The 22820-nt window shown below is 59.5% G+C and carries 22 protein-coding genes; 13 read left to right on the forward strand and 9 right to left on the reverse strand.

Features of this window, described 5'->3' with window-relative positions; all coding sequences use genetic code 11:
* Window positions 1–142 precede the first annotated feature (142 nt).
* Window positions 143–1210 carry an ArsR/SmtB family transcription factor gene (locus OK352_RS16505; protein ID WP_265142617.1) on the forward strand — a complete coding sequence of 356 codons (1068 nt, stop codon included), beginning with the start codon at window positions 143–145 and terminating at the stop codon, window positions 1208–1210.
* Window positions 1211–1346: 136 nt separating this feature from the next.
* On the opposite strand, the gene OK352_RS16510 is transcribed toward OK352_RS16505, so the two are convergent.
* From OK352_RS16510 to OK352_RS16545, 8 genes are all read right to left on the reverse strand, one after another.
* Window positions 1347–2654 carry an MFS transporter gene (locus tag OK352_RS16510; RefSeq protein ID WP_265142618.1) on the reverse strand — a complete coding sequence of 436 codons (1308 nt, stop codon included), beginning with the start codon at window positions 2652–2654 and terminating at the stop codon, window positions 1347–1349.
* A gap of 22 nt (window positions 2655–2676) precedes the next feature.
* Window positions 2677–3468: an isocitrate lyase/PEP mutase family protein gene (locus OK352_RS16515; protein WP_372338123.1), complete on the reverse strand. Its 792-nt coding sequence runs from the start codon at window positions 3466–3468 to the stop codon at window positions 2677–2679.
* Window positions 3468–4250 carry an SDR family NAD(P)-dependent oxidoreductase gene (locus tag OK352_RS16520; RefSeq protein ID WP_265142620.1) on the reverse strand — a complete coding sequence of 261 codons (783 nt, stop codon included), beginning with the start codon at window positions 4248–4250 and terminating at the stop codon, window positions 3468–3470. Before OK352_RS16520 ends, OK352_RS16515 begins: the two co-directional genes overlap by 1 nt.
* Before the next feature lie 2 nt (window positions 4251–4252).
* Entirely contained in the window at window positions 4253–4741 is a 489-nt protein-coding gene (locus OK352_RS16525; RefSeq protein WP_306387811.1) for an OsmC family peroxiredoxin, read from the reverse strand.
* Window positions 4701–5417 (reverse strand): cysteine hydrolase family protein, encoded by a 717-nt coding sequence (locus OK352_RS16530; RefSeq protein ID WP_265142622.1) that lies wholly within the window; start codon window positions 5415–5417, stop codon window positions 4701–4703. Before OK352_RS16530 ends, OK352_RS16525 begins: the two co-directional genes overlap by 41 nt.
* Window positions 5414–6811 carry a dihydroorotase gene (locus tag OK352_RS16535; RefSeq protein WP_265142623.1) on the reverse strand — a complete coding sequence of 466 codons (1398 nt, stop codon included), beginning with the start codon at window positions 6809–6811 and terminating at the stop codon, window positions 5414–5416. The genes OK352_RS16530 and OK352_RS16535 overlap by 4 nt, the downstream gene beginning before the upstream one ends.
* The gene (locus OK352_RS16540; protein ID WP_265142624.1) at window positions 6811–8850 is read right to left on the reverse strand and encodes an oxidoreductase; all 2040 of its coding nucleotides are present in this window, start codon (window positions 8848–8850) and stop codon (window positions 6811–6813) included. Before OK352_RS16540 ends, OK352_RS16535 begins: the two co-directional genes overlap by 1 nt.
* A gap of 142 nt (window positions 8851–8992) precedes the next feature.
* Entirely contained in the window at window positions 8993–9883 is an 891-nt protein-coding gene (locus tag OK352_RS16545; protein WP_265142625.1) for a LysR family transcriptional regulator, read from the reverse strand.
* A 135-nt stretch (window positions 9884–10018) separates the two neighbouring features.
* On the opposite strand from OK352_RS16545, the gene OK352_RS16550 reads away from it, so the two are divergent.
* The 5 genes from OK352_RS16550 (at window position 10019) to OK352_RS16570 (ending at window position 14574) form a co-directional block, all read left to right on the forward strand.
* Window positions 10019–10825: an alpha/beta fold hydrolase gene (locus tag OK352_RS16550; RefSeq protein ID WP_265142626.1), complete on the forward strand. Its 807-nt coding sequence runs from the start codon at window positions 10019–10021 to the stop codon at window positions 10823–10825.
* Window positions 10826–11105: 280 nt separating this feature from the next.
* Window positions 11106–11423 (forward strand): muconolactone Delta-isomerase, encoded by a 318-nt coding sequence (locus tag OK352_RS16555; RefSeq protein ID WP_265142627.1) that lies wholly within the window; start codon window positions 11106–11108, stop codon window positions 11421–11423.
* A complete protein-coding gene (locus tag OK352_RS16560) occupies window positions 11420–12781 on the forward strand; it encodes an MFS transporter (RefSeq protein ID WP_265142628.1) in 1362 nt (453 codons plus the stop codon). The genes OK352_RS16555 and OK352_RS16560 overlap by 4 nt, the downstream gene beginning before the upstream one ends.
* A gap of 88 nt (window positions 12782–12869) precedes the next feature.
* Window positions 12870–14126, forward strand: coding sequence for a flavin-containing monooxygenase (locus tag OK352_RS16565; protein ID WP_265142629.1), 1257 nt, complete (start codon window positions 12870–12872; stop codon window positions 14124–14126).
* Window positions 14127–14208: 82 nt separating this feature from the next.
* Entirely contained in the window at window positions 14209–14574 is a 366-nt protein-coding gene (locus OK352_RS16570; protein WP_265142639.1) for a zinc-binding dehydrogenase, read from the forward strand.
* Window positions 14575–14724: 150 nt separating this feature from the next.
* Here the strand turns inward: OK352_RS16570 and OK352_RS16575 are convergent, their stop codons facing one another.
* The gene (locus tag OK352_RS16575; protein WP_265142630.1) at window positions 14725–15204 is read right to left on the reverse strand and encodes an Lrp/AsnC family transcriptional regulator; all 480 of its coding nucleotides are present in this window, start codon (window positions 15202–15204) and stop codon (window positions 14725–14727) included.
* 136 nt (window positions 15205–15340) lie between these two features.
* Between OK352_RS16575 and ald the strand changes: the two genes are divergently transcribed.
* The 7 genes from ald (at window position 15341) to OK352_RS16610 (ending at window position 22393) form a co-directional block, all read left to right on the forward strand.
* Window positions 15341–16447 (forward strand): alanine dehydrogenase, encoded by a 1107-nt coding sequence (ald, locus tag OK352_RS16580; RefSeq protein WP_265142640.1) that lies wholly within the window; start codon window positions 15341–15343, stop codon window positions 16445–16447.
* Window positions 16448–16542: 95 nt separating this feature from the next.
* Window positions 16543–17253, forward strand: a complete 711-nt coding sequence (locus OK352_RS16585) for a GntR family transcriptional regulator (RefSeq protein ID WP_265142631.1) — start codon at window positions 16543–16545, stop codon at window positions 17251–17253.
* Between the two features lie 175 nt (window positions 17254–17428).
* Entirely contained in the window at window positions 17429–18340 is a 912-nt protein-coding gene (locus tag OK352_RS16590) for an ABC transporter substrate-binding protein (RefSeq protein WP_265142632.1), read from the forward strand.
* Between the two features lie 2 nt (window positions 18341–18342).
* Complete coding sequence (locus OK352_RS16595; RefSeq protein WP_265142633.1) at window positions 18343–19299, forward strand: amino acid ABC transporter permease; 957 nt, start codon at window positions 18343–18345, stop codon at window positions 19297–19299.
* Window positions 19296–20078: an amino acid ABC transporter ATP-binding protein gene (locus tag OK352_RS16600; protein WP_265142634.1), complete on the forward strand. Its 783-nt coding sequence runs from the start codon at window positions 19296–19298 to the stop codon at window positions 20076–20078. The genes OK352_RS16595 and OK352_RS16600 overlap by 4 nt, the downstream gene beginning before the upstream one ends.
* Before the next feature lie 21 nt (window positions 20079–20099).
* Window positions 20100–21242, forward strand: coding sequence for an NAD(P)/FAD-dependent oxidoreductase (locus OK352_RS16605; protein WP_265142635.1), 1143 nt, complete (start codon window positions 20100–20102; stop codon window positions 21240–21242).
* 59 nt (window positions 21243–21301) lie between these two features.
* Window positions 21302–22393, forward strand: a complete 1092-nt coding sequence (locus OK352_RS16610; RefSeq protein ID WP_265142636.1) for an NAD/NADP octopine/nopaline dehydrogenase family protein — start codon at window positions 21302–21304, stop codon at window positions 22391–22393.
* The last annotated feature ends 427 nt before the right edge of the window (window positions 22394–22820 follow it).

The raw sequence follows: 22820 nt of genomic DNA on the forward strand, positions 1-22820 counted from the left end.
GGGGACTGCAAAGATGTCGACGCGTTGTGGGGTGATGATACCTGAGAATCCTGCCAATAGTTGATCACGGGCACCGTTGTAGCGATGTAGCGAAGTCGCGAGTATTAACAGTCACGCGTTACAGTTCAAGTAGCATCCTGATATGACATGGACACTCCTGGCCCCCAAACATGTCGATGACTGCGTTGTCCGAAACTCGGAGCTAGCGGAGCTCGGTGCCCTTCTTCACGCGATCTGCTTCATTGACCATCACCCGAGTACACACAGACTGGCCGCGTCATGGTTTAGCAAGATCGACGCGTCTCTTTTGGCCATGATTCGTGCCTGGGCGCCAGTGTGGGGTCCGTACAAAGCGCGATACATGTTACCGCTCTCGAAGGACCCGCACCTGTCGTTCGATGCAGAGATCGAGGCAATCATTCAGCTTCCGCTAGCGCAGTTCGTGAAGCTCACCACCCACGCCATTCTGGAAGGTGCGCGCCTCCCTGCTGAGGTGATCGATGTTGACGTGCACGGCCCTAGCCTTGTCGCTAGGGCGTCTCGTTTGTCTCCGTTACGGGGCAGATTGGCAACGCAGCTCTTCGAGAATCCAGATGAGTCTCGCCGAGCATTGATCAACATACTTACGCGAGTGCGATCGGACACTGTCATCGAGCATGAGTTCGACATGCTGATGCCGAGTCTCGCCGAGCGAGGCCATGCGATGCGGAGTGAATTGCGAAGCCGTGGTGTGTCTGCGATCGCTTCGGTCTCGTCCATGGCCACGATGTCGCCTGACGATGCCCGAGTGGTGTTCGACAAGCAGTTTCACCGAGTCACTCGATCAGATCGGGGGCTGCTCTTAATGCCGTCTCGGCATCTCGATCCACACATCCTCATTAAGGGGAATGATGATTTTCCCACGGTCGTTCAATATCCACCGCGCAACGATGAGGCGGTGACGCTGGCGACTGTCACGCAGCGATTCAAAGCGATGCAAGATCCGACGAGGAAGAAGATTATCCGCGGGCTTATGCGGCAGCCTCAACCGCCGAGGGAGCTTGCACTTGCACTCAAGATGGCAGAGCCGCAAATTTCTCGGCATCTGCGTGCTTTGCGTGAGGCCGGAATTGTGGTTGCGGAACGCGAGGGAAGAATGGTTCGATATCACGCGGATCTACGTGTTATCCAGAAGCTCGGATCAGACTTCATCGAAACTCTTATTCGCTGAAGGAGTGAGGACGTCGCTCCAGTCCCTCGCGGTTGAACGCACCCTTGACCGTGTCTTGCCGTTCTCAGAGTGCGAGAGAGCGCGTCGAAGCGCGAAGGTACGGTCAGAAGGACGTAGATCGCCCCGAACCCGTTGATCACGTGAGCTTACGGGCGCGGGTTTCGGGGAACGTCGAGACGACAATGAAACAGACAACCGAAATTCCGATGACGAGCAGCGTGGGCGCCGCATTCCACCCCGTGACGCTGATCAAAAGCGTAGCGATATACGGAGTGAAGCCGCCCAAGATGGCCGCGTGAATGTTGTACGGCACCGAAAGTGCTGTGTACCGAATACGTGCCGGGAATAGTTCGGTGATGAGCGCAGCCAACGGAGCGAACATTCCCGATAACGCCACAGACATGGGCATCACGGCGAGGACCGCGATCGGGACACTATGCAGATTGAAAGCCAAGAAGACAGGGTAGATGGCAATCGCGGCCAGCGCGTAGCCTCCGAGCATCACAGGCTTGCGCCCAATCTTGTCGGAGAGCTTGCCTGAAAGCGGCATCACGAGCACGTATGCGATCTGCATTGCGAGGGTGATCAAAAGCCCCTCGGTCGGTGTAAATACCAGTTGAGTTGCCAAGTATGTCGGCAGAAACGTCATCATCACGTAGAACGCGGGCGAAGCGGGAAGCCAGAAGGCGCGGAACATATCTTTCCAGTGCACCTGGAGCGCCTCGAGAATGGGGCGACGTGTTTTTTCACCGGGGTCCACCACCTTTTCCGTGTACTCGGCCGTGTCAGCCAGTTTCATGCGAATGTAGTAGCCCGGAATTCCGAGGAGCACCCCTGCAAGGAATGGAAGCCTCCAGCCCCACGTAGACAACTGATCAGCGGTAAGTGTTGACGTGATCGTCACGCTTACGATCGTTCCCATCATGAGGCCTATGACGAGGCTGTTCTGTTGAAAGCTACCCCAGAATCCACGTTTCGAGGGCGGAGCATTTTCGGTCAAATAGGCGACCGAGCCGCCGAATTCACCGCCGTTAGAGAAGCCCTGCATCAGTCGAAGAAGAACCAGTGCAACGACGGCAAACGTTCCGGCCGTTTCGTGATTCGGAAGCAGCCCCATGAGGAATGTCGACGCGCACATCAGCAGTAGAGAAAGCGAGAAGGCCTTCTTGCGACCGTGTACGTCGCCGAAGTGTCCGAACACGACCGCACCCAAGGGCCGGGCAACGAACCCCACGCCAAATACAGCGAACGATGAGAGCAACTGCACGGTCGGAGTTCCGGCTGAGAAGAACTGTTCTCCGATCACCACAGCGAAGTACCCGTAGACCGCGAAGTCGTACCATTCCATCGCGTTGCCGATCATCGAGGCGAGAACGACTTTGCGGGCGTCATCCGTGCGTGGCACGGAGGCGTTTTCTGATTCTTGAAGGTTCTTCGACATCATTGTCCATTTCTCTTAACGGTAATCAGTTCAAGTTGCGGATGCCCGAAGGCAGTGTTCCGCCGTCGGCGAGGGAACGCGCCAGATCTTGCAGCGCCCCCAGGGCAACGCGTTGTGTGAATTGCCCATAAGAAACTCGCGCCACACCGAGTTCCTGGAGCTCGGCTGGGGGAGGTATTAAAGGAAGCCCAATGACACTGACACGGCGTACGCCAATTCCTTCGACGAGACGTTCGACGACTGACGCGTCGAAATTACCTGGCACGAAGACACAATCAGCTCCGGCATCACGGTAGGCGCGGCCCCGTGTGATGGCATCAGCGACCTTCTCGTCCAACGGCCGGTTCCGGTCAATGACGAATGCGTCGGTACGGGCGTTCACCACGACAGGCACACCTTCTGCTTCGCCTCCGGTGACGGCACATCTAATTGCGCTCGCTGATTCGTCGAGGGGGCGTAGACGATCTTCTATGTTGGCGCCGACAACGCCGCATGACACGGCGCGGCGAACTGTTTCGCCAGCATCCCCATAACCATCGTCGAGATCGGCAGTAACCGGCAGATCAACAGCAGACGCAATGCGACTCACCACGTTCAGCATTTCGTCGCGCGGAACGGCTCCGTCGAGATACCCGAGTGAGGCCGCTATCGAGTGCCCGGCCGTCGCGATGGCTTGCGTGTCCGTAAGCTCGGCAATCGCGCGAGCTGCCGCTGCGTCCCAGACATTGACGAGGCTGAGCAACTGTGGCGCATGGTGGAGTGCTCGAAGTGCCTGTGCTTTCGTGATTTGAGAGTCTGTCTCAGACGGCGTTTCGATTACCACGATGTCCACCCACCATCAACGGGAACCAACGCGCCCGTCACGTAGGCACTCGCTTCACTTGCCAAGAACACTGTGGGGCCCGATAGGTCAGTTGCGGGATCTCCGAGGCGATGCAGAAGTGTTCGCGATCTCATCCACTCCAATCGATCGGGATCGTCGGCTAGTGGTCGGGTCATCGCCGTGGGGTAGAACGTGCCCGGAGCGATGCAGTTCACAGTGACGCCCTGAGTGCCCCATTCGCTTGCGAGACCCCGTGTCAGGTTCGCAACGCCGCCTTTCGACGCGTAGTAGGCAGGTTCGGGCAGAGGGCCAGCCAACTGTGCGTACTGAGATGCCACGTTGATGATGCGTCCGTAGCCGCGCTCGAGCATCTTCGGTGCGACACGGTTGCTCACCATCCAGGTGCCCGTGAGGTTCACATCGATGATGCGTTGCCACTCGCTGATTGCGGTGTCGATGCTGGGCTTCCGCAGCATGATTCCGGCTGCGTTGACGAGAATGTCGATGTGACCCCAGCGCTCCTCAACGGTTGACACGGCATGATCCACGGATGCTGAATCAGCGACGTCGCCGCTCAGAGCTAGCGATTCGACACCGTGGTCGGCGACGCGTGCGGCGGTGTGGTCGGCGCGCTCGATTCCCGATTCGAGCTCGAGAACGGCAACGTCTGCACCAGCGCGGGCGAGGGAAATCGCCATGGCTGCGCCGAGCCCTCCCTCGCCGCCACCTGTGACGAGCGCATGAAATCCGTTGAGGTCAAAGAGATCCGAACGCATGGTCATCCTTCAACGACGCCGCTGATAGTGACGCGTGCGCCGTGCCGGATCAGTTGCGACATCGGGCAACGCTTGTCTGCGGTCTCGAGCAGTTCGTCGAGCGCTGCCTGATCGATGCTTTCTGAATCGACGGCAACCTGTACGTCAGAGCTTGTGACGGCCAGAGTTCCATCGACGCGGTTTAGCGTCACATCCACGGTGACGACAAGTTCGACGAACGAGGCCGCTGCAGCGGCGAGCGCACTCGCGAGTGACATGGCGAAACAGGAGGCATGGGTTGACGCCAGAAGCTCTTCGGGGCTCGTGAAGCCTTCTGGTTCTCCCATGCGTCGGGGAAACGTGAGGGGGAGCGAAGTGATTGCCCCTGAACCGGTGGCGAGATAGCCTTCGCCTTCTGCCAACGTTCCTGTCCATGACGTAGTTGCTGATCGAACGACCTGTGGCATGCTTCTACTTCTCCTTCTGTGATTCGATGAGGTGCACTGCGGCATCCGCCGTCACGAGATCGCCGTACTTCATCCAGATATCGAAGAGGGCGATGCGGCGTGAGAGTTGGATGCGGTCGGCTGTGCCGTCGACGACGACCGCACATCGGTACCCCAAGGCGGCGCCGTCGACGACGGTCGCGCGCACGCATCCGCTTGTCGAGAGGCCGGCAACGATGATGCTGTCGACGCCGAGCGCCGCGAGGTCATCGTGAAGTGAGGTTCCCTGAAAGCAACTCGCTGCCTGCTTGGTGACCAGAACATCGTTGTGAGCGGGGTGAAGCTCCTCGGCGAAGCGGGCGCCGTCAGAACCTTCAATGAAGTGCGGTGATGACCCACGTTTCTTCACGAACCCGTTGTCGTGCTCTGCGTCGCGTGGGTATGCGATTCGGCTGAGCACGACTGGGATGCCGGAGGTGCGCGCCACCGCGAGTACGGGAAGCATCGTTCGCAGCGCCGCCCACGCCCCCTCTCCACCCCCGCTTGAGTAGGAGTCGAGCTGGTCGAGGATGGGTCGATCGAGGCCGAGGTATGCGTTCTGAAAATCAACGAGAATCAATGCAGGGCGTTCGCCGATTCCCTGCTTGGTGCCATACTTCGTCGAGTCGATGACAGCTCGATCCTGTGCATCAAGGTCGGGCACGATGCCGTTGCTCACGTCATTCCAGTTGAGATAGCTCATCGGCGCGCCTCCGTTCCGCCCCTGTGCGGCTCACGTGAGATGAACCGACCGACGTCGTTCGTGCGGACCGCATCGTTCTTCAGTACCGACTCACCGCGCTGGAGCGTTTCGACGATGCGAAGTGGCAATCGCCACCCTTCGTACGCGCTGTAACCCGCGGGCCCGTGGAGGTCATCAACGCTGACCGTGGTGGTGTCCGTGAAATCCACGAGTGTGATGTCTGCGTCGGAACCGACGTCGATACGCCCCTTCCCGGTGAGTCCGAAGACGCGCGCTGGGGTGGCGGCGAGAACACGTACGAGGTCGTGTGGGCTGCCACCGGCTTCCGAAAGCACTTTCCAGGTCACTCCCACGAGTGTTTGCGTGCCCGGCATACCGACGGGGATGTCGAGAAAATCTGTCGTGGCATCTGTCTTGACCTGCCGTGTGTAGGGGGCGTGGTCTGATGAGACGACATCGATCTCGCCGTTCAGCACGGCGTCGACAAGCGTCTGCCGGTCGCGTTCCGAACGAAGCGGCGGAGCAACCTTCACGAGCCCTCCTTGGCGCGACATCGCGTCGTCGGTGAGGCTGAGATACTGCGGGCACGTCTCAGCAAATACGGTGAGCCCCTGCTGCCGCGCGCGGCGAATCTCGTTCAACGCGTCTTCGCACGTAACGTGCACCACGTACAGCGGCACATCCGCTTGTTTCGCTACCTGAATGGCGCGGCGGGTAGCTTCTGCCTCGAGCCAGGTCGGCCGTGCGGCAACGAACCGCTGCACGCTCGTCAACTCGCGGTCGGTACGCGCTTCGGCGGCCAGTGCCATCGAAAGATCTTCGAGTTCGGCGTGCACCATAGGCAAGCCGCCCAGGTCAGAAATGCGCTTCATTGCGGTGAGCAGGAAGCCATCGTCGACCATCATGCGTCTGGCCCGATTGATCATGAACATCTTGAACGAGGTCACACCGAGGTCGATCATCTCGCTGAGCTCGTCAAGCGTGTGCTCTTCATCGGCAATGGCCGCGTGAAACGCAAAGTCGATGGGCGATGTGGAACTCGCCTCTGCGAGGCACTCTCGAACGCGCGACGCGAGCGTCGTTCCTTCTGCATTCATGCCCATCACGAAACCCGCAACTGTGGTGATCCCGCCTGCGGCGGCAGCGTCAGACATCTCGCCGAAGGTGTCGGAGTGTTTTGACCAGGTGCGAAAGTGCGTGTGGGCGTCGATCATCCCCGGCAGAACCGCGAGTCCACGCGCCTCGAGAGTGTGGCGAGCCGCAAGCCGCTCGTTCGGCTCGGTGAGCGCGGCGATCTGGCCGTTTCGCACGTAGACGTCAAGAGCACGCTCGTTGTGTTCGTCGATAACAGTTCCGCCTTCGATGACGAGATCGAATTCTTCGCTATCAGACATCAGCTTCCTGCCTTTGCTAGATCGTGGGTGATGAGGTCGGTGATGAGCTCGCCGCCACCGTTCTCGATGTAGGGCGTTCGAAGGGCGGGTCCGTTCCATTCGTTGCCGATGGCGACGCCGACCAGGTAACCAGCGCCGCGTCCCTCAAACGTGGCCTCCATTGCCGAGCGAGGCGCGTAGGCATCGCCGACGACGTGTACAGGGCGAGAAAAGCTCAGCGTCTCGAGTTCGCGCGCGAGCCCGTCAGCGGCGACCTGTGGGCGAACAGAAACAACACTGGTGTTGGCAGGGAGTGCGATGCGTGTGCCCAACGTTTTGTCAATCGCCGAGTTGTCGTCAGACACGTTGCTGAGAACGTGTAGTGCGACACCGGCTTTCTCAAGGCTCGGATACAGGGAAAGTCGCGAGTAGACGGTGATTGCAGGAAAAGCCGAGTCCATTGTTGTGACGATGTCGACCGTTCGACCCTTCTGCGCCAGTGTCAGTGCGAGAGAGGGAGCTGCCCACCCACCGTCGTCGTCCACGATTACAACGTGTGGCTCGAGAGCATCGGGATCGTTGATGGCCTTCCATGCGTCGATGCGGCCATCGTCGGCTGGCGGTGGATAGGACCCGGTCGAGACAATGACGCTGTCGTAATCTCCCGAGACAATGTCTGTTGCTGTGACGGTTGTATCGAGGTGAATCTCGATATTTCTCGACCGAACGTCGCGCTCCAGCTCACGCGTGAGCAATCCAAACCGTTCTCGCGCCGACAGTCTCTCGACCAGACGGACTTGGCCCCCGAGGGTCGGTGACGATTCCGCAAGCACCACCCGGTGACCGCGATCGTGGGCCGCAATAGCGGCTTCCATCCCGGCAGGTCCGCCGCCGACGACGAGCACGGTCGAATGCGCACTCGGTTTCGGAATTCGCGACCACTCCGATTCCATTCCCGTCTCTGGGTTCACAACGCAGCGAATGGGCAGTGTCTTCTCAAGGCGCCCGACGCAGGCTTGGTTGCATGAGATACACGAACGAATTTGATCTGCCCGGCCTGTAGTCATCTTGAGTACAAGATCGGGGTCCGCGATGTGTGCCCGAGCCATGCCGACCATATCGGCCGAATCCGATGAGAGAACTTCTTCGGCGGTCTTGAGGTCATCCACGCGGCACACGGCGAGAACTGGAGTGCCAGCGAATTCGTGTTTGAACCGACGGGGGTATTCCATGAACGGCGCCGTGCTGAATGACATGTCCGCCATCTGCGTCGAGAGGGAATATTCACCGACATACGCTGAATGGCTGACGTGAAGAAAGGCGATGGGGAACTCAGCGACAAGGTCGTGGCAAACTTGCAGCATGTCGTCGACGGCGAGTCCGCCAGCCATCATCTCGTCTGCACTGATGCGAATGCCGATCGGTGCATCGGTCACGCTGAAAATGCCCTCAAGAACCTCGCGAGGAAAGCGCAGTCGGTTCCCGTAGCTGCCCCCGTAAGCATCCGTTCGAGTGTTGGTGATGGGCGAAAGGAACTGCTGCAGCAGGTGACCATGCCCTAGGTGAATTTCTGCGCCATCGAATCCGCTGTCAACGAGCGATTTCGTGACGGTTCCGTATGCGCGGGTGAGTAGGTGAATTTCCGAGGTCCGAAGAGAATGAGGGATCTCACGGCCAGATGACCATGGTTGAGCGCTGGGGGCCCACATGCCTGTCCACTCGCTGCCATCGTGACGTCCAGTGTGAAGAACCTGCGCGAAGAGCTTGGCTCCGGCTTCGTGCACGCTCTCGGCGAGTCGCTCGAATCCCTGCATTGCCTCGGGGCTGTAACCGCCCAGCCCGAACCGCCGAAGACTCGAGGGGTGCACGCGGATGCCCTCGGTGAAGATCAGTCCGGCTCCGCCGCGCGCCTTGCGAGTGAGGTAGTCGATGTTGCGCTGGCTGATTGTGTTACCGACCGCGTAATTGGTGGTGTGGGCAGGAACGAAGATTCGATTTTTCAGTTCGACATTCCCGATAGTCATCGGGGCCAAAACGCGTGCGAGCGAAGAAAAAGTCATTGCTACCTCAGTTCCGTAAATCTGGAATCCATACTGAGGTGCTACTTGATCCAAGACAAGTAGATAGTTTTTAGAGATTCAATGAGTAAAACTTATGAGATGTGCAAAGCTGTATTCTGACGCCTAGTCAGACGTGCCTGCGCTAGCTGCGGAACTCGGCTCGTGTCTGTTGGATGAATGCCTGAGCCCGCCTCGTTAGTCGCGCCCGGCGTCGCGTGGCGAGAAAAATGCCGAGATTGGGCACGTCGTCGCTGAACTCGCGAAGCGTTAGTTCGCGCCCTTCGTAACTTGCATTCACGGGTTGACGTTGGTGAAGTACCGAGTAGCCGAGTCCGCGTGCGGTGAATGAACGAACAGTCTCATAGTTGTTGAAACGGTATTTGACCCGAGGGTTCACGCCGTGAGACTTCAGAAGCGACAGGTAGTATTCGCCGGGCGGTGCGTAGAGAATCATGTCGTGCGAGGCAAGATCTGCCATTGATATAGTGTCGAGCTTCGCGAGTTCGTGGTCGGGTGAGACCAACACATACGGTCGCGCCTCCATCAAATTGATCGTGTCGAGCGATTGATCAATATCGAGATCGTACAGAACAGCGAGTTCGATTGAACCCTGGTGGAGCGCGTTGCACAGTTCGGTTGTTCCGCCCTCGGTGATGTGCACGGTGACGTCGGGATAGCGCTTTTCAAATGACTCAATCACACCGGGAAGCAGCCTCGGCCCGAGCGTCTGGTACCAGCCAATGAACAGTCGCCCTCGCTCGACGGAACCCTGAGCTTGAGCGTTATCCTCGAGCTCACGAAAGTCAGAGAGTAGCCTACGAGCGTCGGCGAGCAACTCCTGACCAGCCACCGAAAGATGAAGTTGTCGCGGGTTAGAGCGCACGAATAGATCGATTCCCAGATGGGCCTCAAGCTGACTGATCGACAGTGAGATCGCGGACTGCGACACATAGAGTTCGGCGGCCGCTGCGGTCATGGTGCCCAGCTCGGCTGTCACCAGAAAATATTCGAGTTGGCGAGTTGAAATAGCCATAAGCAGATCTTATGCTTTTGCCCCAACGTATGTGAGCAACTTTTCCATACGTTTTCGCTTTGGCCACCGGACCTGGTTCACGGGTGGCATTACGACTCTCTCCCCGCTGCAACGACAGAAACGGAAACTTTACTCATGACACGACGACGGGCTTACGCCGATACCCCATTTGGTCAGGTGCACTACGCAGAGGAGGGTGCCGGAACGGCAATTGTGATGCTGCATCAGGCGCCGCGCTCTCTCGATGAATTTGCTGAAGTGCAACGCGAACTCGTGCCCGAATTTCGCACGATCGCTGTGGACATGCCTGGATTTGGCGCGAGCTATCATGTGCCAGCGCCACAGACGATTGAGTCGATGTCGCGGGGCGTCATTGCGCTGTTGGATTCGCTGAACATCGAGAACGCAGTGCTTCTCGGGCACCACACCGGAGCAGCGGTTGCTCTCGACGTGGCGGCGACTGAACCCGAAAGGGTAGGGGTGCTCGCTCTCTCATCGATGCCGTGGCTTGGCCCGGAGCGTCGGGCTCGAGACCACAGCGTCGGACTCGACATTGTCGAGCGACGCGAAGACGGTTCTCACCTGATGAAGCTGTGGTCTCTTCGTCAACCTCATTACCCGGCGGGTCGACCTGATCTTCTTGACCGATTCATGCACGATGCACTCGTTCCTGGGCTCGACCCCGCCGAGGGGCACAGGGCGTGCGATCGATACGTGATGGAAGAGCGCATCGGCCTCGTTCGGTGCCCGACGCTCGTTCTGACAGGGGGCGCCGACCCATTTGCGGCGCCGGCCGTGCCGCACATCCTTGACGGTCTGACGGGGGCAGCATGCGTGGAGCAGGTCACGATCGACACGGCGATGATCCCGGCGATGGAGCAGCGCCCAGAGACCGTGGCCCACCACGTTCGTGAATTCGTGAATCGGGTCCGTGCGCGGTAGCTCGACTTTTCCGCGGTTTCTCTGTACCTCAGCTCGTCGGGCCTGAGGCGCTCTGCCGTATTACAAGCAGAACTTATGAACACAATGAGAACTATCTGTTTGACTTAGCGCTCGGATCTGGCTTCGATAAACGTACGTCTTCGATGGCCTATAAGACTCCACAGAGTCGTGTGAGTTCTGGATGAACTACCCGAAATCGCCCTGTAGGCCCTCGCCCCAATCGAAGGTGTATGCCGCGCCTCGCTGAGCTGCGGCTAAATCGAACGCTGAAGGGAAAACAATGTTGTTTCACGCCAAGATTGAAGTCAATCTCCCTACCGACCTGGAGCCCGAGAAGCAAAAACAGCTCGTGACGGCTGAACGAGAGCGCGCGCTCGAACTCCAGAGATCAGGGTCGTGGGTTCACCTCTGGCGAATTGCGGGAGAGCGAGGCAATATCAGCATCTTCGACGTCGCCTCTGCTGATGAGCTCAATGACCTGCTGTGGTCATTGCCCCTCTTCCCGTACATGAGCATCGTCGTGACGGCGCTGGCGCAGCATCCGTCTGCTCTGACACCATCGACAGCGCCGGCCTCGACCTTGGGGCAGAACCAATGACCACGCAAAACGGTCGCATGACCGTGCAAGCGAGACGCGTCGTCTTCTCAAGCTTCATCGGCACGACAATCGAGTGGTACGACTATTTTCTCTATGGTTCTGCGGCCGCTCTCGTCTTCGCACCGCAATTCTTTCCCAGCTTCTCGAACGTCGCGGGCATTTTGGCATCATTGGCGACGTTCGCTGTTGGGTTTCTCGCACGCCCGCTCGGAGGCGTGATTATGGCCCATTTTGGCGACAAGAGAGGGAGAAAGGCATCGCTTGTCGCCTCCATGACGATCATGGGCTGCGCAACAGTTGGGATCGGCCTCCTTCCCTCCTATGAAGCAATCGGGGCCCTCGCGCCCATTCTTCTGACCTTGCTGCGAATGCTGCAGGGGTTTGGCGTTGGCGGGGAGTGGGGCGGTGCCGCTCTGATGGCCGTCGAACATGCTCCTCAAGGCCGCCGGGGGCTTTACGGCAGTGCGTCGCAGATGGGCGTTCCTGCGGGCCTGATCATTGCAACACTCGCGTTTCTTGGAATGTCGTCGATCACCGAGAACTCTCAGTTCCTTGCCTGGGGTTGGAGGGTGCCGTTTCTGGCAAGTGTCGTTCTCATCGTTGTTGCGCTCATCACCCGGTTGAAAATCACCGAGAGCCCATTCTTTGTCCAAGCTGAAAAGCAGAGCGAAAGCCGCATCCAGATGCCGTTCATGGAGGTCTTGCGGAAGCACAAAAGGTCGGTGGTGATTGCTGCCGGTTCGTTCATCGCAGTGCAGGCTCTGAGCTATCTGTTTATGGTGTACACGCTCTCGTACGGCACCGATGTGTTGAACGTTTCGCGAGGCACAATGCTTGCGTCTGTGCTCGTGGGCTCTGTTGTGTGGCTCGTACTCACCCCCATATCAGCGCACCTCTCAGACAAGTACGGTAGACGAAAGATCTACCTTGTCGGGTCATGGATGCTGTTGATTTGGGCATTCTTCTTCTTCGTGCTGCTCGACACAGCGCAACCGGTATTGATTATCGTGTCTGTCGCCGTGATGGCGGCCGGAGTCGCCGTAGCATACGCCCCGCAGAGCGCATTGTTCGCCGAAATGTTCCCCACTCGAGTGAGGTACACCGGAGCGTCGCTGTCGTACCAGTTGGGGGCTGTCTTCGGTGGGGGCCCAGCACCATTCATTGCAGCATGGCTGCACAGCTTGACCGGGGCATCCTGGCCGGTCACGATCTATCTGGTCGTGGCGTCGATACTTAGCCTTGTCAGTGTGCTGCTCTTCCGTGAGACGCATCGCGATGACCTGGCCGCAGATGCATCCTCCTCTGGCAGCCTGCGGAGCACGAGCACTGCGGGTCGGGGGACCCCGGAAAGGATGTGACCTTCGTGCATGCGGTCGCGAGCGAAACAATCAGAAAGTATGAAGCGACAGCATCTGTTGCTCACAACGAGAAAGGCCGGTCGGTGTGATGCCAGTCGAACATATTGAGGCTCTGGTTGTCGGGGCAGGCCAGTCTGGGATCGTAGCGAGCGAACATCTGACTGCTTACGGCATCCCACATGTTGTCATTGAACGAGACAGGATCGCTGAACGATGGCGATCGGAGCGATGGGACTCGCTCGTGGCAAACGGGCCGTCGTGGCATGACCGGTTGCCCGAGAAGGAGTACGACGGTCTCAGCAGTGAGGAGTTCGCGTCGAAGGACACGATCGTCGAGTACTTGGAGGACTACGCGCGCGAGGTCCAAGTACCCGTGCGATGCGGTGTCGACGTCACATCGTTGCGGTGCCTGCCCGGGGAATCTGGGTATCGTGTCGAAACCTCAGACGGTGACTATCAGGCACGATTCGTAATCGTGGCAACGGGGCCATTTCAACGCGCGGTGATGCCCAATGTTGTGCCAGCCAGTTCTGGGTTGTATCAGATTCACTCGAAGGACTACCGCAATCCGAAGCAACTGCCTGAGGGGGGTGTGCTCGTTGTTGGGTCAGGTTCGTCGGGGGCTCAGATCGCGAATGAACTACGGCGATCTGGGCGGCAGGTTCATCTGTCGATGAGCGCGCATACCAGGCCGCCTCGTACATATCGTGGTCGTGACATCGTGTGGTGGATGGGAGTTCTCGGAATCTGGGATCAGCAGACTCCGTCGGCGGGCGCTGACCATGTGACGCTGGCTCTTAGCGGAGCGTATGGCGGATGGACAGTTGATTTCCGTAACCTCGCGGAGTCTGGAATCACTCTTGTGGGCCGAACAGCGGCGTATGACGCCGGCACATTGAGATTCGCGGACGGACTCAAGAAGACGATTGCTGATGGCGATGCGTTTTACCTCAAGCTTCTCGCCGATGCTGACGCGTACGTTGACCGAAATGCACTCGATCTTCCGCAGGATCCTGACGCGTGGGTTTTGGGCGAGATGCCGAGATGCGTGTCAGACCCGATTCGCGAGCTCGACGTCCACGAGGCAGGTATCACCTCGATCATCTGGGCAACGGGATATACCTACGATTTCGGGTGGCTACACGTCGATGCCGTCGACGAAAACGGGCAGCCACGTCACGAGCGAGGCATCTCTCCAGAGCCTGGTATCTATTTTGTCGGTTTGCCGTGGCTGTCGCGGCGCTCGTCCAGCTTTCTCTGTGGAGTCTCAGGCGACGCCCGGCATATCGCTGAGCAGATCAGCGTTCGCCGACGCTACCTTGCGCACTCGCCACGAACTTCATGAGAAGTGGGTTCTGCGTGACACCTTGCTGTTGGCATGCGTCGCGCTTGTGCCCCGGCGACGTGGATTCGACTGAGGTGTCGCGCTGGTCGGCGAGCAGGGCTTCCATTCGGTGGTGGATGCTGTCGGCCGCGCCGCCATCGCGCGCGACCTGCTGAATCGCATCCGCAAGGGCGGCACGTTCCTCGTCTTCGGAGTGGCTTCGCCGGACGACACCCTCGCGCTCACCCCGCGCGAGGTCTACGACAAGGAACTCACAATCGTCGGCTCGATCATCAACCCCTACACGCACGAGCGTGCCGTGGCGATGCTGCAGAGCCTCCCGCTCGACGCGATCCCCACGCGCACCTTCCCGCTTCCCGATTACGAATCGGCATTCGCCGTGCAGCGCGAGGGCCGCGAGAGAATCTACATCGCGCCGAATCCTGAGAAGACTAATCGACACGCGTAGCTGCTCTGATTCGGATGAAGCGCCATTGGCAGAGCCACGTTACAGATGATCTTGATTCGGTGCTCTTCGCTAGCCCACTTCTGCTCCGACCAGAATGAACTGCACGCGCAAGTGCGTACTCTTCGTCGGGGCGTAAAGTCGCGCAGTACTTCAGCCGAACGACGCTGTCGAGGTGTTCCGGCTGTACTCGATGATGATGCTCGTGCGCGTAGACGCGACAGTCGGGTTTCCAGAGAGGTTCTCGACGACAAACGTACGCAGCGCACTCGAATCGCTCACTGCGACGTGAACGAGAAAGTCTTCGCTGCTGCCGAGAAAGAACATTTGTGTGACTTCGGGAAGTGCTCGCACCTTCGTCGAAAACTCGGTGATGCTCGCCTGGCGCGCGCCCGCGCGTAGTGTGACCCCAATGACGGCTTGCAGCCCCGCGCCGAGTTCGCGTTGCCGCACCACCGCTTCATAGCCTGCGATGACTCCGCGTTCCTCGAGCCGCTGCACCCTTGTATGCGATGTCGACTCAGCGACTCCCGCGGCAAAGGCCAGCTGCCGGTTCGTCGCGCGCGCATTAACTCTGAGCGCTGAGAGCAGTGCGAGATCGACCTCATCGAGCTCATCATTTGTGCGAAACATCTGCAGTCCTTCCGCTCGTGGAGCGTGCCACGTCGAATATATCCTCCGATACCAGCAATCCGTCACGCGGAGATTCGCTCACCAACGCAGCGCGCCGAACATCTTTCAGGATGGTGGAACGAGAAGAGGAGGCATGATGAGAATTGGAATTCCCACGGAGATCAAGAACAACGAAAGCCGCGTAGCTATCACTCCTGCTGGCGTCGACACACTTGTGCGACACGGTCACGACGTATGGGTGCAGTCGGGTGCGGGTGACGGGTCGAACATCCGCGATGACGATTTCGCCGCTGCCGGTGCGCACATCGCCGAAAACGCTGATGAAACGTGGGCGCGTGGTGACCTGTTGCTGAAGGTCAAGGAGCCCATTGAACCGGAATACAGCAGGATGCGGTCGGGACAGGTGCTGTTCACGTACCTGCATCTCGCGGCATCGCGAGCATGCACGAAAGCGCTCATTGACGCAGGGACTACCGCGATCGCGTATGAAACGGTCCAGCGAGATGACGGGTCGTTGCCCCTCCTCGCACCGATGAGCGAGGTGGCAGGCCGTCTTTCGGTCACCATGGGTTCGTACCAGCTCACCGCCCCGAATGGCGGTCGGGGAATGCTGCTCGGCGGTATTCCGGGAACGCCACGTGCGCATGTCGTCGTGATCGGTGGCGGAGTCGCCGGGGAGCACGCGGTGCGCAATGCTATTGGGCTTGGTGCGCGTGTGACGGTCATTGACCTCTCCCTTCCGCGACTGCGGCAGCTTGAAGCCCGGTTTGGCTCTCAAATTGAGACGCGTCATTCTTCGCGGCTGGTGATCGCCGAGCAAGTGTCTGACGCCGACCTGGTCATCGGTGCGGTGCTCGTCCCCGGCGCTGCGGCACCAAAGCTCGTGACTGATGAGATGGTGGCGAGCATGCGCAATGGCTCGGTGCTGGTCGATATCGCGATCGACCAAGGTGGATGCTTCGAGCGATCGCGCCCGACAACGCACGAGAACCCGACATTCTCCGTGCACAACTCGCTCTTTTACTGCGTCGCGAACATTCCCGGGGCGGTAGCGGCGACATCGACCAGGGCACTCACAAACGCCACGCTTCCCTATATCGTCAACATCGCGGACAACGGATGGGAAGTAGCTGCTGAGATCGATCATTCGCTGGGTCGCGGCGTGAATGTGCGCGAAGGTCGACTGGTCAACCGCGACGTCGCTGAGGCGCTGGAGATGGAGACCGAAGTGGTGAGCGCGTGAGCCCCCGCGGTTGCTGGAACTGCATCTTGATACAAGATTCAAAAACTTCCTCCGTCACTATTGACCGGTCATTTATTTAATTGTACGGTCATTACATGTCAATGCCGCTCTACCAGAAGATCCGAGCTGAAATCGAGGAACGGATTCAGTCGGGTGACCTCGTTCCCGGGGCGAAAGTGCCTACGGAAGCGGAGTTGCAGTCGGCACACGGAGTGAGCAGGTCTGTGGCGCAACGAGCGCTGAATGATCTCGCCCAGGCCGGTCTGGTGGTGAGGCACAAACGACTCGGAACTCACGTGGCCGAAGGCGCACGGCAGGTAAACCTGCTGCGATCCGTCGGTCCTAAAGTGGGAAGCGCGGGGATTCCCGGGCGTCTCTCTGTAGTTTCGGCCGAGGTTGTGCCTGCGTATGCGGCCGAAGTGGAATTACCCGGCATTGACGAAGACGAGCCGGTCATCCAACTGGTTCGCGTCAGACACGACCTGGATGACACTCCGGTTGTCGTTGAGGTGGCTGCCGTGCCGTTCCACCTCTCACCAAACTTGTTGAATCAGAACCTGGAGACATTCGCTGTACTCGAACATTTCGCCGCTATCGGGGTCTCTGTCGCTCGATCCCGCATGTACTTCGACGCGTTGCTTCTCGAGAACACGTACGCCGAGCTCTTAGGTATCGACCCTGGAGTCGCGATTCTGCGCCGGCGTCGACACATGTGGCAACCAAGCGGGCAGATTGCCGAATCAACCGCCTATTACCTACGTCCCGGATTTATCGATCTCTATTTGGAGTACACAGACCAAGGCTGACAAACGTTCAGATAAGACGAACAATCGCCTGATCGCCGCGAGGTCAGGCTCCAAGAGCGACTCGCTGTCACGACTCCTGACTGCGACGATCACGGGCAAACACAACGGTGCCCGAAGCACAACGCACTACCGCATCATCTCGATGCAACAACCACACAACACAGGAGGTATCGCAATGAAGCGATCATTGGCAATTGCCATTTCTGCGGCGGCAGTCCTGATGGGGCTGACCGCATGTTCGAACCCCGAGCTCGACGATACGGAGCAGCAATCGGGGAGCCAGGATGTCGTGACGACCGTCGAGAAGGACGACGAAATCGCGGCAATGCTGCCCGATTCGTACAAGGACAAGGGCTTCACGGCGGCCATCAACGCGAACATTCCCCCGGTGAAGTTCGTCGATGACTCCGGCGACATCACGGGGCTCAACCCGGAGTTGCTGCGTGCGGCCGCGCGTGTGCTCGGAATCGAGGTCACGTTTAAAGAAGTCACGTTCGACGCGCTGGTGCCGGGGCTGGAATCCAAGCGATATGACGTCATCGCGTCGGTCGGTGACTACGTCGAACGTCAGAAACACATCGACTTTATCGACTACCTGCAGAATGGCACCGCGATCATCGCCACGACCGACTTCGAGAAAGACAAGGTTAAGCCCGCCGACCTGTGCGGGCTGAGCATTGGGTATACCCGTGGAACGTCTCAGCAGGCGAACCTTGAGGCGGCGAACGAGGAGTGCGCGGCGGCAGGGGAACCAGCGATCAAGATCAACGCGTATCAAGACGGCGGGGCCGGAGTGCTCTCTGTGAAGAGCGGAGAGGCTGACGGGTTCTGGGGCGATCTCCCGCCCATGGCCTACAACGTGCGCACGGACTCCGACATGTTCAAGCTGATCTACACCGAACAAGACAGCGTCGTCGGAATCGGCATCCATAAAGACAACGCCGAGTTTCGGGACGCCCTGCGCGCCGCGCTGCTGAAGCTTGTCGACAACGGCGTGTACGACAAGCTTCTCGATCAGTGGGGTCTGGCCGACTTCGGCGTGCCGACGATGGACATCAACAGCGAAAACAGCATCGGCGAGGGCTAATCATGTCACAACTTCGACGGAGACAACGCGAGAGCGAGTCGACCACGGTGAAGGATGCCGAGTACACGGCGAGCCTTCCCATCCGATCCCGCGTGGGCATCGGCCAGTGGGTGACCTACGTGCTCGGCGCCTACCTGATCTTGGTTCTCGTTCAGTTCTTTGTATTCAACGAGAACTGGAAGTGGGAGACGATTTTCTCCTACCTCTTCAGCAAGGTCATCATCGAGGGGCTTCTGAACACGATCAGCTTGACGGTGCTCACCACGGTGTTCGGCCTCGTCATCGGTGTGTTCACCGCGTGGTGTCGACTCTCGCCCTACATTGTTCTGCGCACGGCAGCTGTGCTGTACATCTGGGTGATGCGGGCGATGCCACCGCTGGTGATGCTGCTCGTGGTGTTCTTCTTCGGGGCACTCGTTCCGACGCTGAATCTCGGCATTCCCTTCGTATTCAGTATCGCCGAGGTGCCGACGAACCAGGTGATCAGCCGGTTCAGCGCCGCCGTGATCGGGTTGGCGATCTACCTCGGGGCGTACTCGGCCGAGATCTTCCGAGGGGGTGTCTTGTCACTCCCTTCTGGACAGTTCGAGGCGTGTAGGTCGCTCGGCATCACGCCGGTCAGGGCGTACCAGAAGATTCTGGGGCCGCAGCTCATTCGGGTGATCACGCCGTCGCTCGCGAATGAGGTCATCACCATCTTCAAGAACACGTCGCTGGTCTCGGTCATCGGGTACGCAGAACTCCTGACGACGGTGCAGACGATCTACGCGCGCAACTTCGAGACGATCCCACTTCTGATGGTGGCCGTTATCTGGTATCTCGTGCTGACGAGCATCGCGATGTTCGGTCAGTCACGACTCGAGAAGCGCTTCGGCCGCGGCTTCGCACGGCGCAAGGTCGCGCCCAAGACGGGGGAGATTCCCACGGCATCCGGATCGTTGACGGGAGCAGAAAAATGACGACGGAAGAGACGGCTCCTCTGTTGCAGCTCGTACAGGTGAGCAAGCACTTCGGCGACCTTCGAGCGGTTGATGACGTGAGCCTCGAGATCAACCAGGGAACGGTGACCTGCATCGTCGGGCCGTCTGGTTCGGGTAAGAGCACGCTGTTGCGCACGGTCAACATGCTCGAGAGCATCGACGGCGGCGCGATCTTCTTCGACGGCGAGATGATCGGGCACCAGGTGCGCGACGGGCACCGCATTCCGGTCTCGGCGTCGGTCGCCCGGCGACAGACGCTGAACTTCGGGATGGTCTTTCAGCACTTCAACCTGTTCCCGAACTACACGGCACTCGAGAACGTCACGATCGCACCCATGCTCGTGAAGGGTGTCAAACGGAAGGTCGCCGAAGAGACAGGCGCTCGCGTGCTCGCGCAAGTGGGGTTGGGTGATCGCAGAGACCACTACCCCAACGAGCTGTCCGGCGGCCAGCAGCAGCGAGTCGCGATCGCGCGTGCCCTGGCGATGGAGCCCAAGCTTCTCTTGTTCGACGAACCCACGAGCGCGCTCGACCCTGAGCTCGTGAACGAGGTGCTCGCCGTGATGCGCGGTCTGGCTGAAGAGGGCGCGACGATGCTCATCGTGACGCATGAGATGCGCTTTGCCGAAGACGTCGCGGACGAAGTCATCATGATGGACGCCGGTCGCATCATTGAGCGCGGAGCACCGCGTGACGTCATTCACAACCCCACGGCGGCGCGAGCGCAGAAGTTCTTCGCCTCCGTCGGGATCAGTTAGTTCAAGAAAGTGAATTCAATCGTGAATCAGAGAATCATCGTGGTCGGTGCCGGCGTCATCGGATGCAGCCTGGCCGACGAACTGAGTCGACGCGGCGCATCGGTCACGGTGATCGACGCTGCGGCGCCGGGGTCGGGAACGAGTTCGGCAACGTTCGCGTGGGTCAACGCGAACAGCAAGACCCCCGAGGAATACTACGAACTCAACTACCTCGGCCTGCGTGCGCACGAGCGGGTGGCCCGTTCTTTGCCGCAGAACGGAGCGCATTGGTTCCATCAAACCGGGACGGTGCAGGTCGCTCACTCAGATGAGAGGATGCACGCGATCGAGACCCAGGTGTCGCGACTTCGCGCCGACGGCTACGAGGCCCGACCGCTGAGCGGTTCGGACGTTTCAGACCTCGAACCGAACCTCAACGCGGCGAACGTCCGGGGTGGCGCGCTGTATGCCGAAGAGGGCTGGATCGACGTGCAGACTATGTGCGTGAGCCTTCTCGACCGTGCCGTGGAGCGCGGCGCGGAGTTCTTCCCGTACCAGACCGTCACGCGCCTGCGGGAGGGTCACATCACGACAACCTCGCCAGACGGCACGACACTCGAGTACGACGCCGACATCGTTATCCTCGCCGCCGGGAACGGCACCCGGCGCATCCTCACGAACGAAGGCATCGAGTTCCCAACGATCGACCCGGTCGGAGACACCGGCTCGGACGGAACCGGTCACCCCAAGGTGGGAATCATCAGCACGACGGGCATGGTGAATTCCGGCATCCGTCATCTGATTCGTTCCGAGGGTATTGCACTGCGGCCAGCGCGAAACGGCGGGATTACCTTCGCCGATAACCCCACGGGCGGAAAGTGGGAGATGTCAGACCCCGGAATCTGGACGGTGCCGGAACTCTTGCTCGACCGTGCACGAGAGCTCTACCCCGCCCTCGCTCAAGCGACGACGGAGTCAGTGCTGCTCGGCACTCGGGTTCTGCCTGACGATGGGCTCACGATCGCTGACTGGGTCGATGAGAACCACTCCGTTTACGCGGTTGCAACGCACAGCGGCGTCACGCTCTCAGCTCACCTCGCTGATGCCATCTCGGGCGAAGTGCTCGAGGGTGATCGGCATGCTTCGCTCGGGTCGTTCGGATTGTCGCGGTTCATCGCGGCGTAACAGCATGGCGCGGAACATCGCACTCTTGCAATTTTCACCACTCTGGAAGGAGCAGCACGGTGCTGTCTATTATCGGGGGCCCGCAGGCGATCTCCGCCGCCGTCTACGCATCGGCGAACACCAGCGAAGAAGTCGGCATTCTCTCGCCATCGCTTCCGCACGAAGAGCTGCCGGGAATGCGCGTCGAGAACCTCGAGAACCCCGTGCGGCTGCGGCACGGGGTGCTCCCCGAGACCACGCATTTCGTGGTTATCTCTGACAGCACGAAGCTCAAAGAGGTGATCTTCGCCCACCGGCAGCAGATCGCGGGGCGCAAGCTGTTGCTCGCCCCGGGTGGCTTCGCGGGGGTATTGCGAGTCCGGGCCTGGTTTGAGAAGTGGGGTCTGGCGGCACCAGAGGTTGGCGAGGTAACGGCGTTCATCACGGGAGGCAAACGAGACTCAGCAGCGAGCCAGTTCCGTCTAGGGGCCGTCAAACGTGATCTTCCAATTGCCGCTGCAACAGCGGCGGTGACGCGCGAACTGCACGCGGAGTTCGGTCGCTACTTCCCGAATCTGGCACAGAGCGACCTCGTCACGACCACACTCTCGAACGCGAACCACATGATCCACCCCGCGGTTGTGCTGTTGAATGCGGCGCGGATCGACAACGGCGAGCCGTTCCTCTTCTATAGGGAAGGACTCTCTCCCGCCACTGTGCGCTTCATGGAGGCGCTCGACACAGAACGACTGGAATTGGTGAAAGCGCTGGGTGGCGAGACGCTCACGCTCCAAGAGTGGATGCTGCGGTACTACGAAGGCGAGGGAATGCGCGGAGAGACTCTGCTGGAGTGCTTGCAGACGTTCTCTGGATTCGCTGGCTCCGCAGCTCCGACAACCCTGAGGCACCGGTATTTGGAAGACGACGTGTGGTTTGGGCTCGCGCAGTATCTCTCACTCGCGAGGCAGAGAGGAACCGGGTTCGAGCATCTTCAGAGTGCGGCGACCGCAACAACAATCTTGTGCCCAAGAATCGAGTCTGCGGATGATGACGAGCCGTGGCAATTGCTCAGCGATTACCTAGGTGGTCGAGAGCGCAATCGGCATTTTGGTTCGACTCGAGTACCCGGTGAGCAGCCGGATTCCGGCAATGCAACGGAAACGGGAACTTAATAGAATGGGGCAAAAATGCCGCGGGCTGTCGAAACGAGCAAGCCGCGCGGCACTAAACTGCGAGCGAGAGCACTTTGGCGGCCCGTTTCGCCATTAGCGTGGTCGGCACGGACACCGACATTGGCTTGCGTGTCGATCCTCGAGCGTGACCGCACACAGAGCGAGAACGCGCGTCAAGGTTGCGGCCTAACGCCGATTGTGGAAGCTGTCCTGGAGTTCGTGACGAGTCTGCCGACTCACGTGGCGTGACGGACCTTAAATGTCCACGCGACAGGAACGGCTCCCGGTATCCCAAGGAATTGATGAACGAAGCAGACCACCAATGGAGGCGATGCCAATTGTTCGTCGGGACCTGCTTAGGCGCTACTTCGGTCCCCATTCAACGTTCGCGGAACACCCGCTTAAAGTGACGCGGTGCATAGACGTT

Origin of the sequence: Microbacterium sp. MPKO10, assembly GCF_026107415.2 — a bacterium.
GTDB lineage: Bacteria > Actinomycetota > Actinomycetes > Actinomycetales > Microbacteriaceae > Paramicrobacterium.

Bases quoted from the DNA above. Each gene is read 5' to 3' on its own strand.
- OK352_RS16535 (WP_265142623.1), bottom strand. From the start codon at position 6,811: ATGTCTGATAGCGAAGAATTCGATCTCGTCATCGAAGGCGGAACTGTT.
- OK352_RS16550 (WP_265142626.1), top strand. From the start codon at position 10,019: ATGACACGACGACGGGCTTACGCCGATACCCCATTTGGTCAGGTGCAC.
- OK352_RS16510 (WP_265142618.1), bottom strand. From the start codon at position 2,654: ATGATGTCGAAGAACCTTCAAGAATCAGAAAACGCCTCCGTGCCACGC.
- OK352_RS16530 (WP_265142622.1), bottom strand. From the start codon at position 5,417: ATGAGCTATCTCAACTGGAATGACGTGAGCAACGGCATCGTGCCCGAC.
- OK352_RS16560 (WP_265142628.1), top strand. From the start codon at position 11,420: ATGACCACGCAAAACGGTCGCATGACCGTGCAAGCGAGACGCGTCGTC.
- OK352_RS16565 (WP_265142629.1), top strand. From the start codon at position 12,870: ATGCCAGTCGAACATATTGAGGCTCTGGTTGTCGGGGCAGGCCAGTCT.
- OK352_RS16520 (WP_265142620.1), bottom strand. From the start codon at position 4,250: ATGCGTTCGGATCTCTTTGACCTCAACGGATTTCATGCGCTCGTCACA.
- OK352_RS16525 (WP_306387811.1), bottom strand. From the start codon at position 4,741: ATGCCGCAGTGCACCTCATCGAATCACAGAAGGAGAAGTAGAAGCATG.
- OK352_RS16590 (WP_265142632.1), top strand. From the start codon at position 17,429: ATGAAGCGATCATTGGCAATTGCCATTTCTGCGGCGGCAGTCCTGATG.
- OK352_RS16545 (WP_265142625.1), bottom strand. From the start codon at position 9,883: ATGGCTATTTCAACTCGCCAACTCGAATATTTTCTGGTGACAGCCGAG.
- OK352_RS16600 (WP_265142634.1), top strand. From the start codon at position 19,296: ATGACGACGGAAGAGACGGCTCCTCTGTTGCAGCTCGTACAGGTGAGC.
- OK352_RS16575 (WP_265142630.1), bottom strand. From the start codon at position 15,204: ATGTTTCGCACAAATGATGAGCTCGATGAGGTCGATCTCGCACTGCTC.
- OK352_RS16540 (WP_265142624.1), bottom strand. From the start codon at position 8,850: ATGACTTTTTCTTCGCTCGCACGCGTTTTGGCCCCGATGACTATCGGG.
- ald (WP_265142640.1), top strand. From the start codon at position 15,341: ATGAGAATTGGAATTCCCACGGAGATCAAGAACAACGAAAGCCGCGTA.
- OK352_RS16595 (WP_265142633.1), top strand. From the start codon at position 18,343: ATGTCACAACTTCGACGGAGACAACGCGAGAGCGAGTCGACCACGGTG.
- OK352_RS16585 (WP_265142631.1), top strand. From the start codon at position 16,543: ATGTCAATGCCGCTCTACCAGAAGATCCGAGCTGAAATCGAGGAACGG.
- OK352_RS16505 (WP_265142617.1), top strand. From the start codon at position 143: ATGACATGGACACTCCTGGCCCCCAAACATGTCGATGACTGCGTTGTC.
- OK352_RS16555 (WP_265142627.1), top strand. From the start codon at position 11,106: ATGTTGTTTCACGCCAAGATTGAAGTCAATCTCCCTACCGACCTGGAG.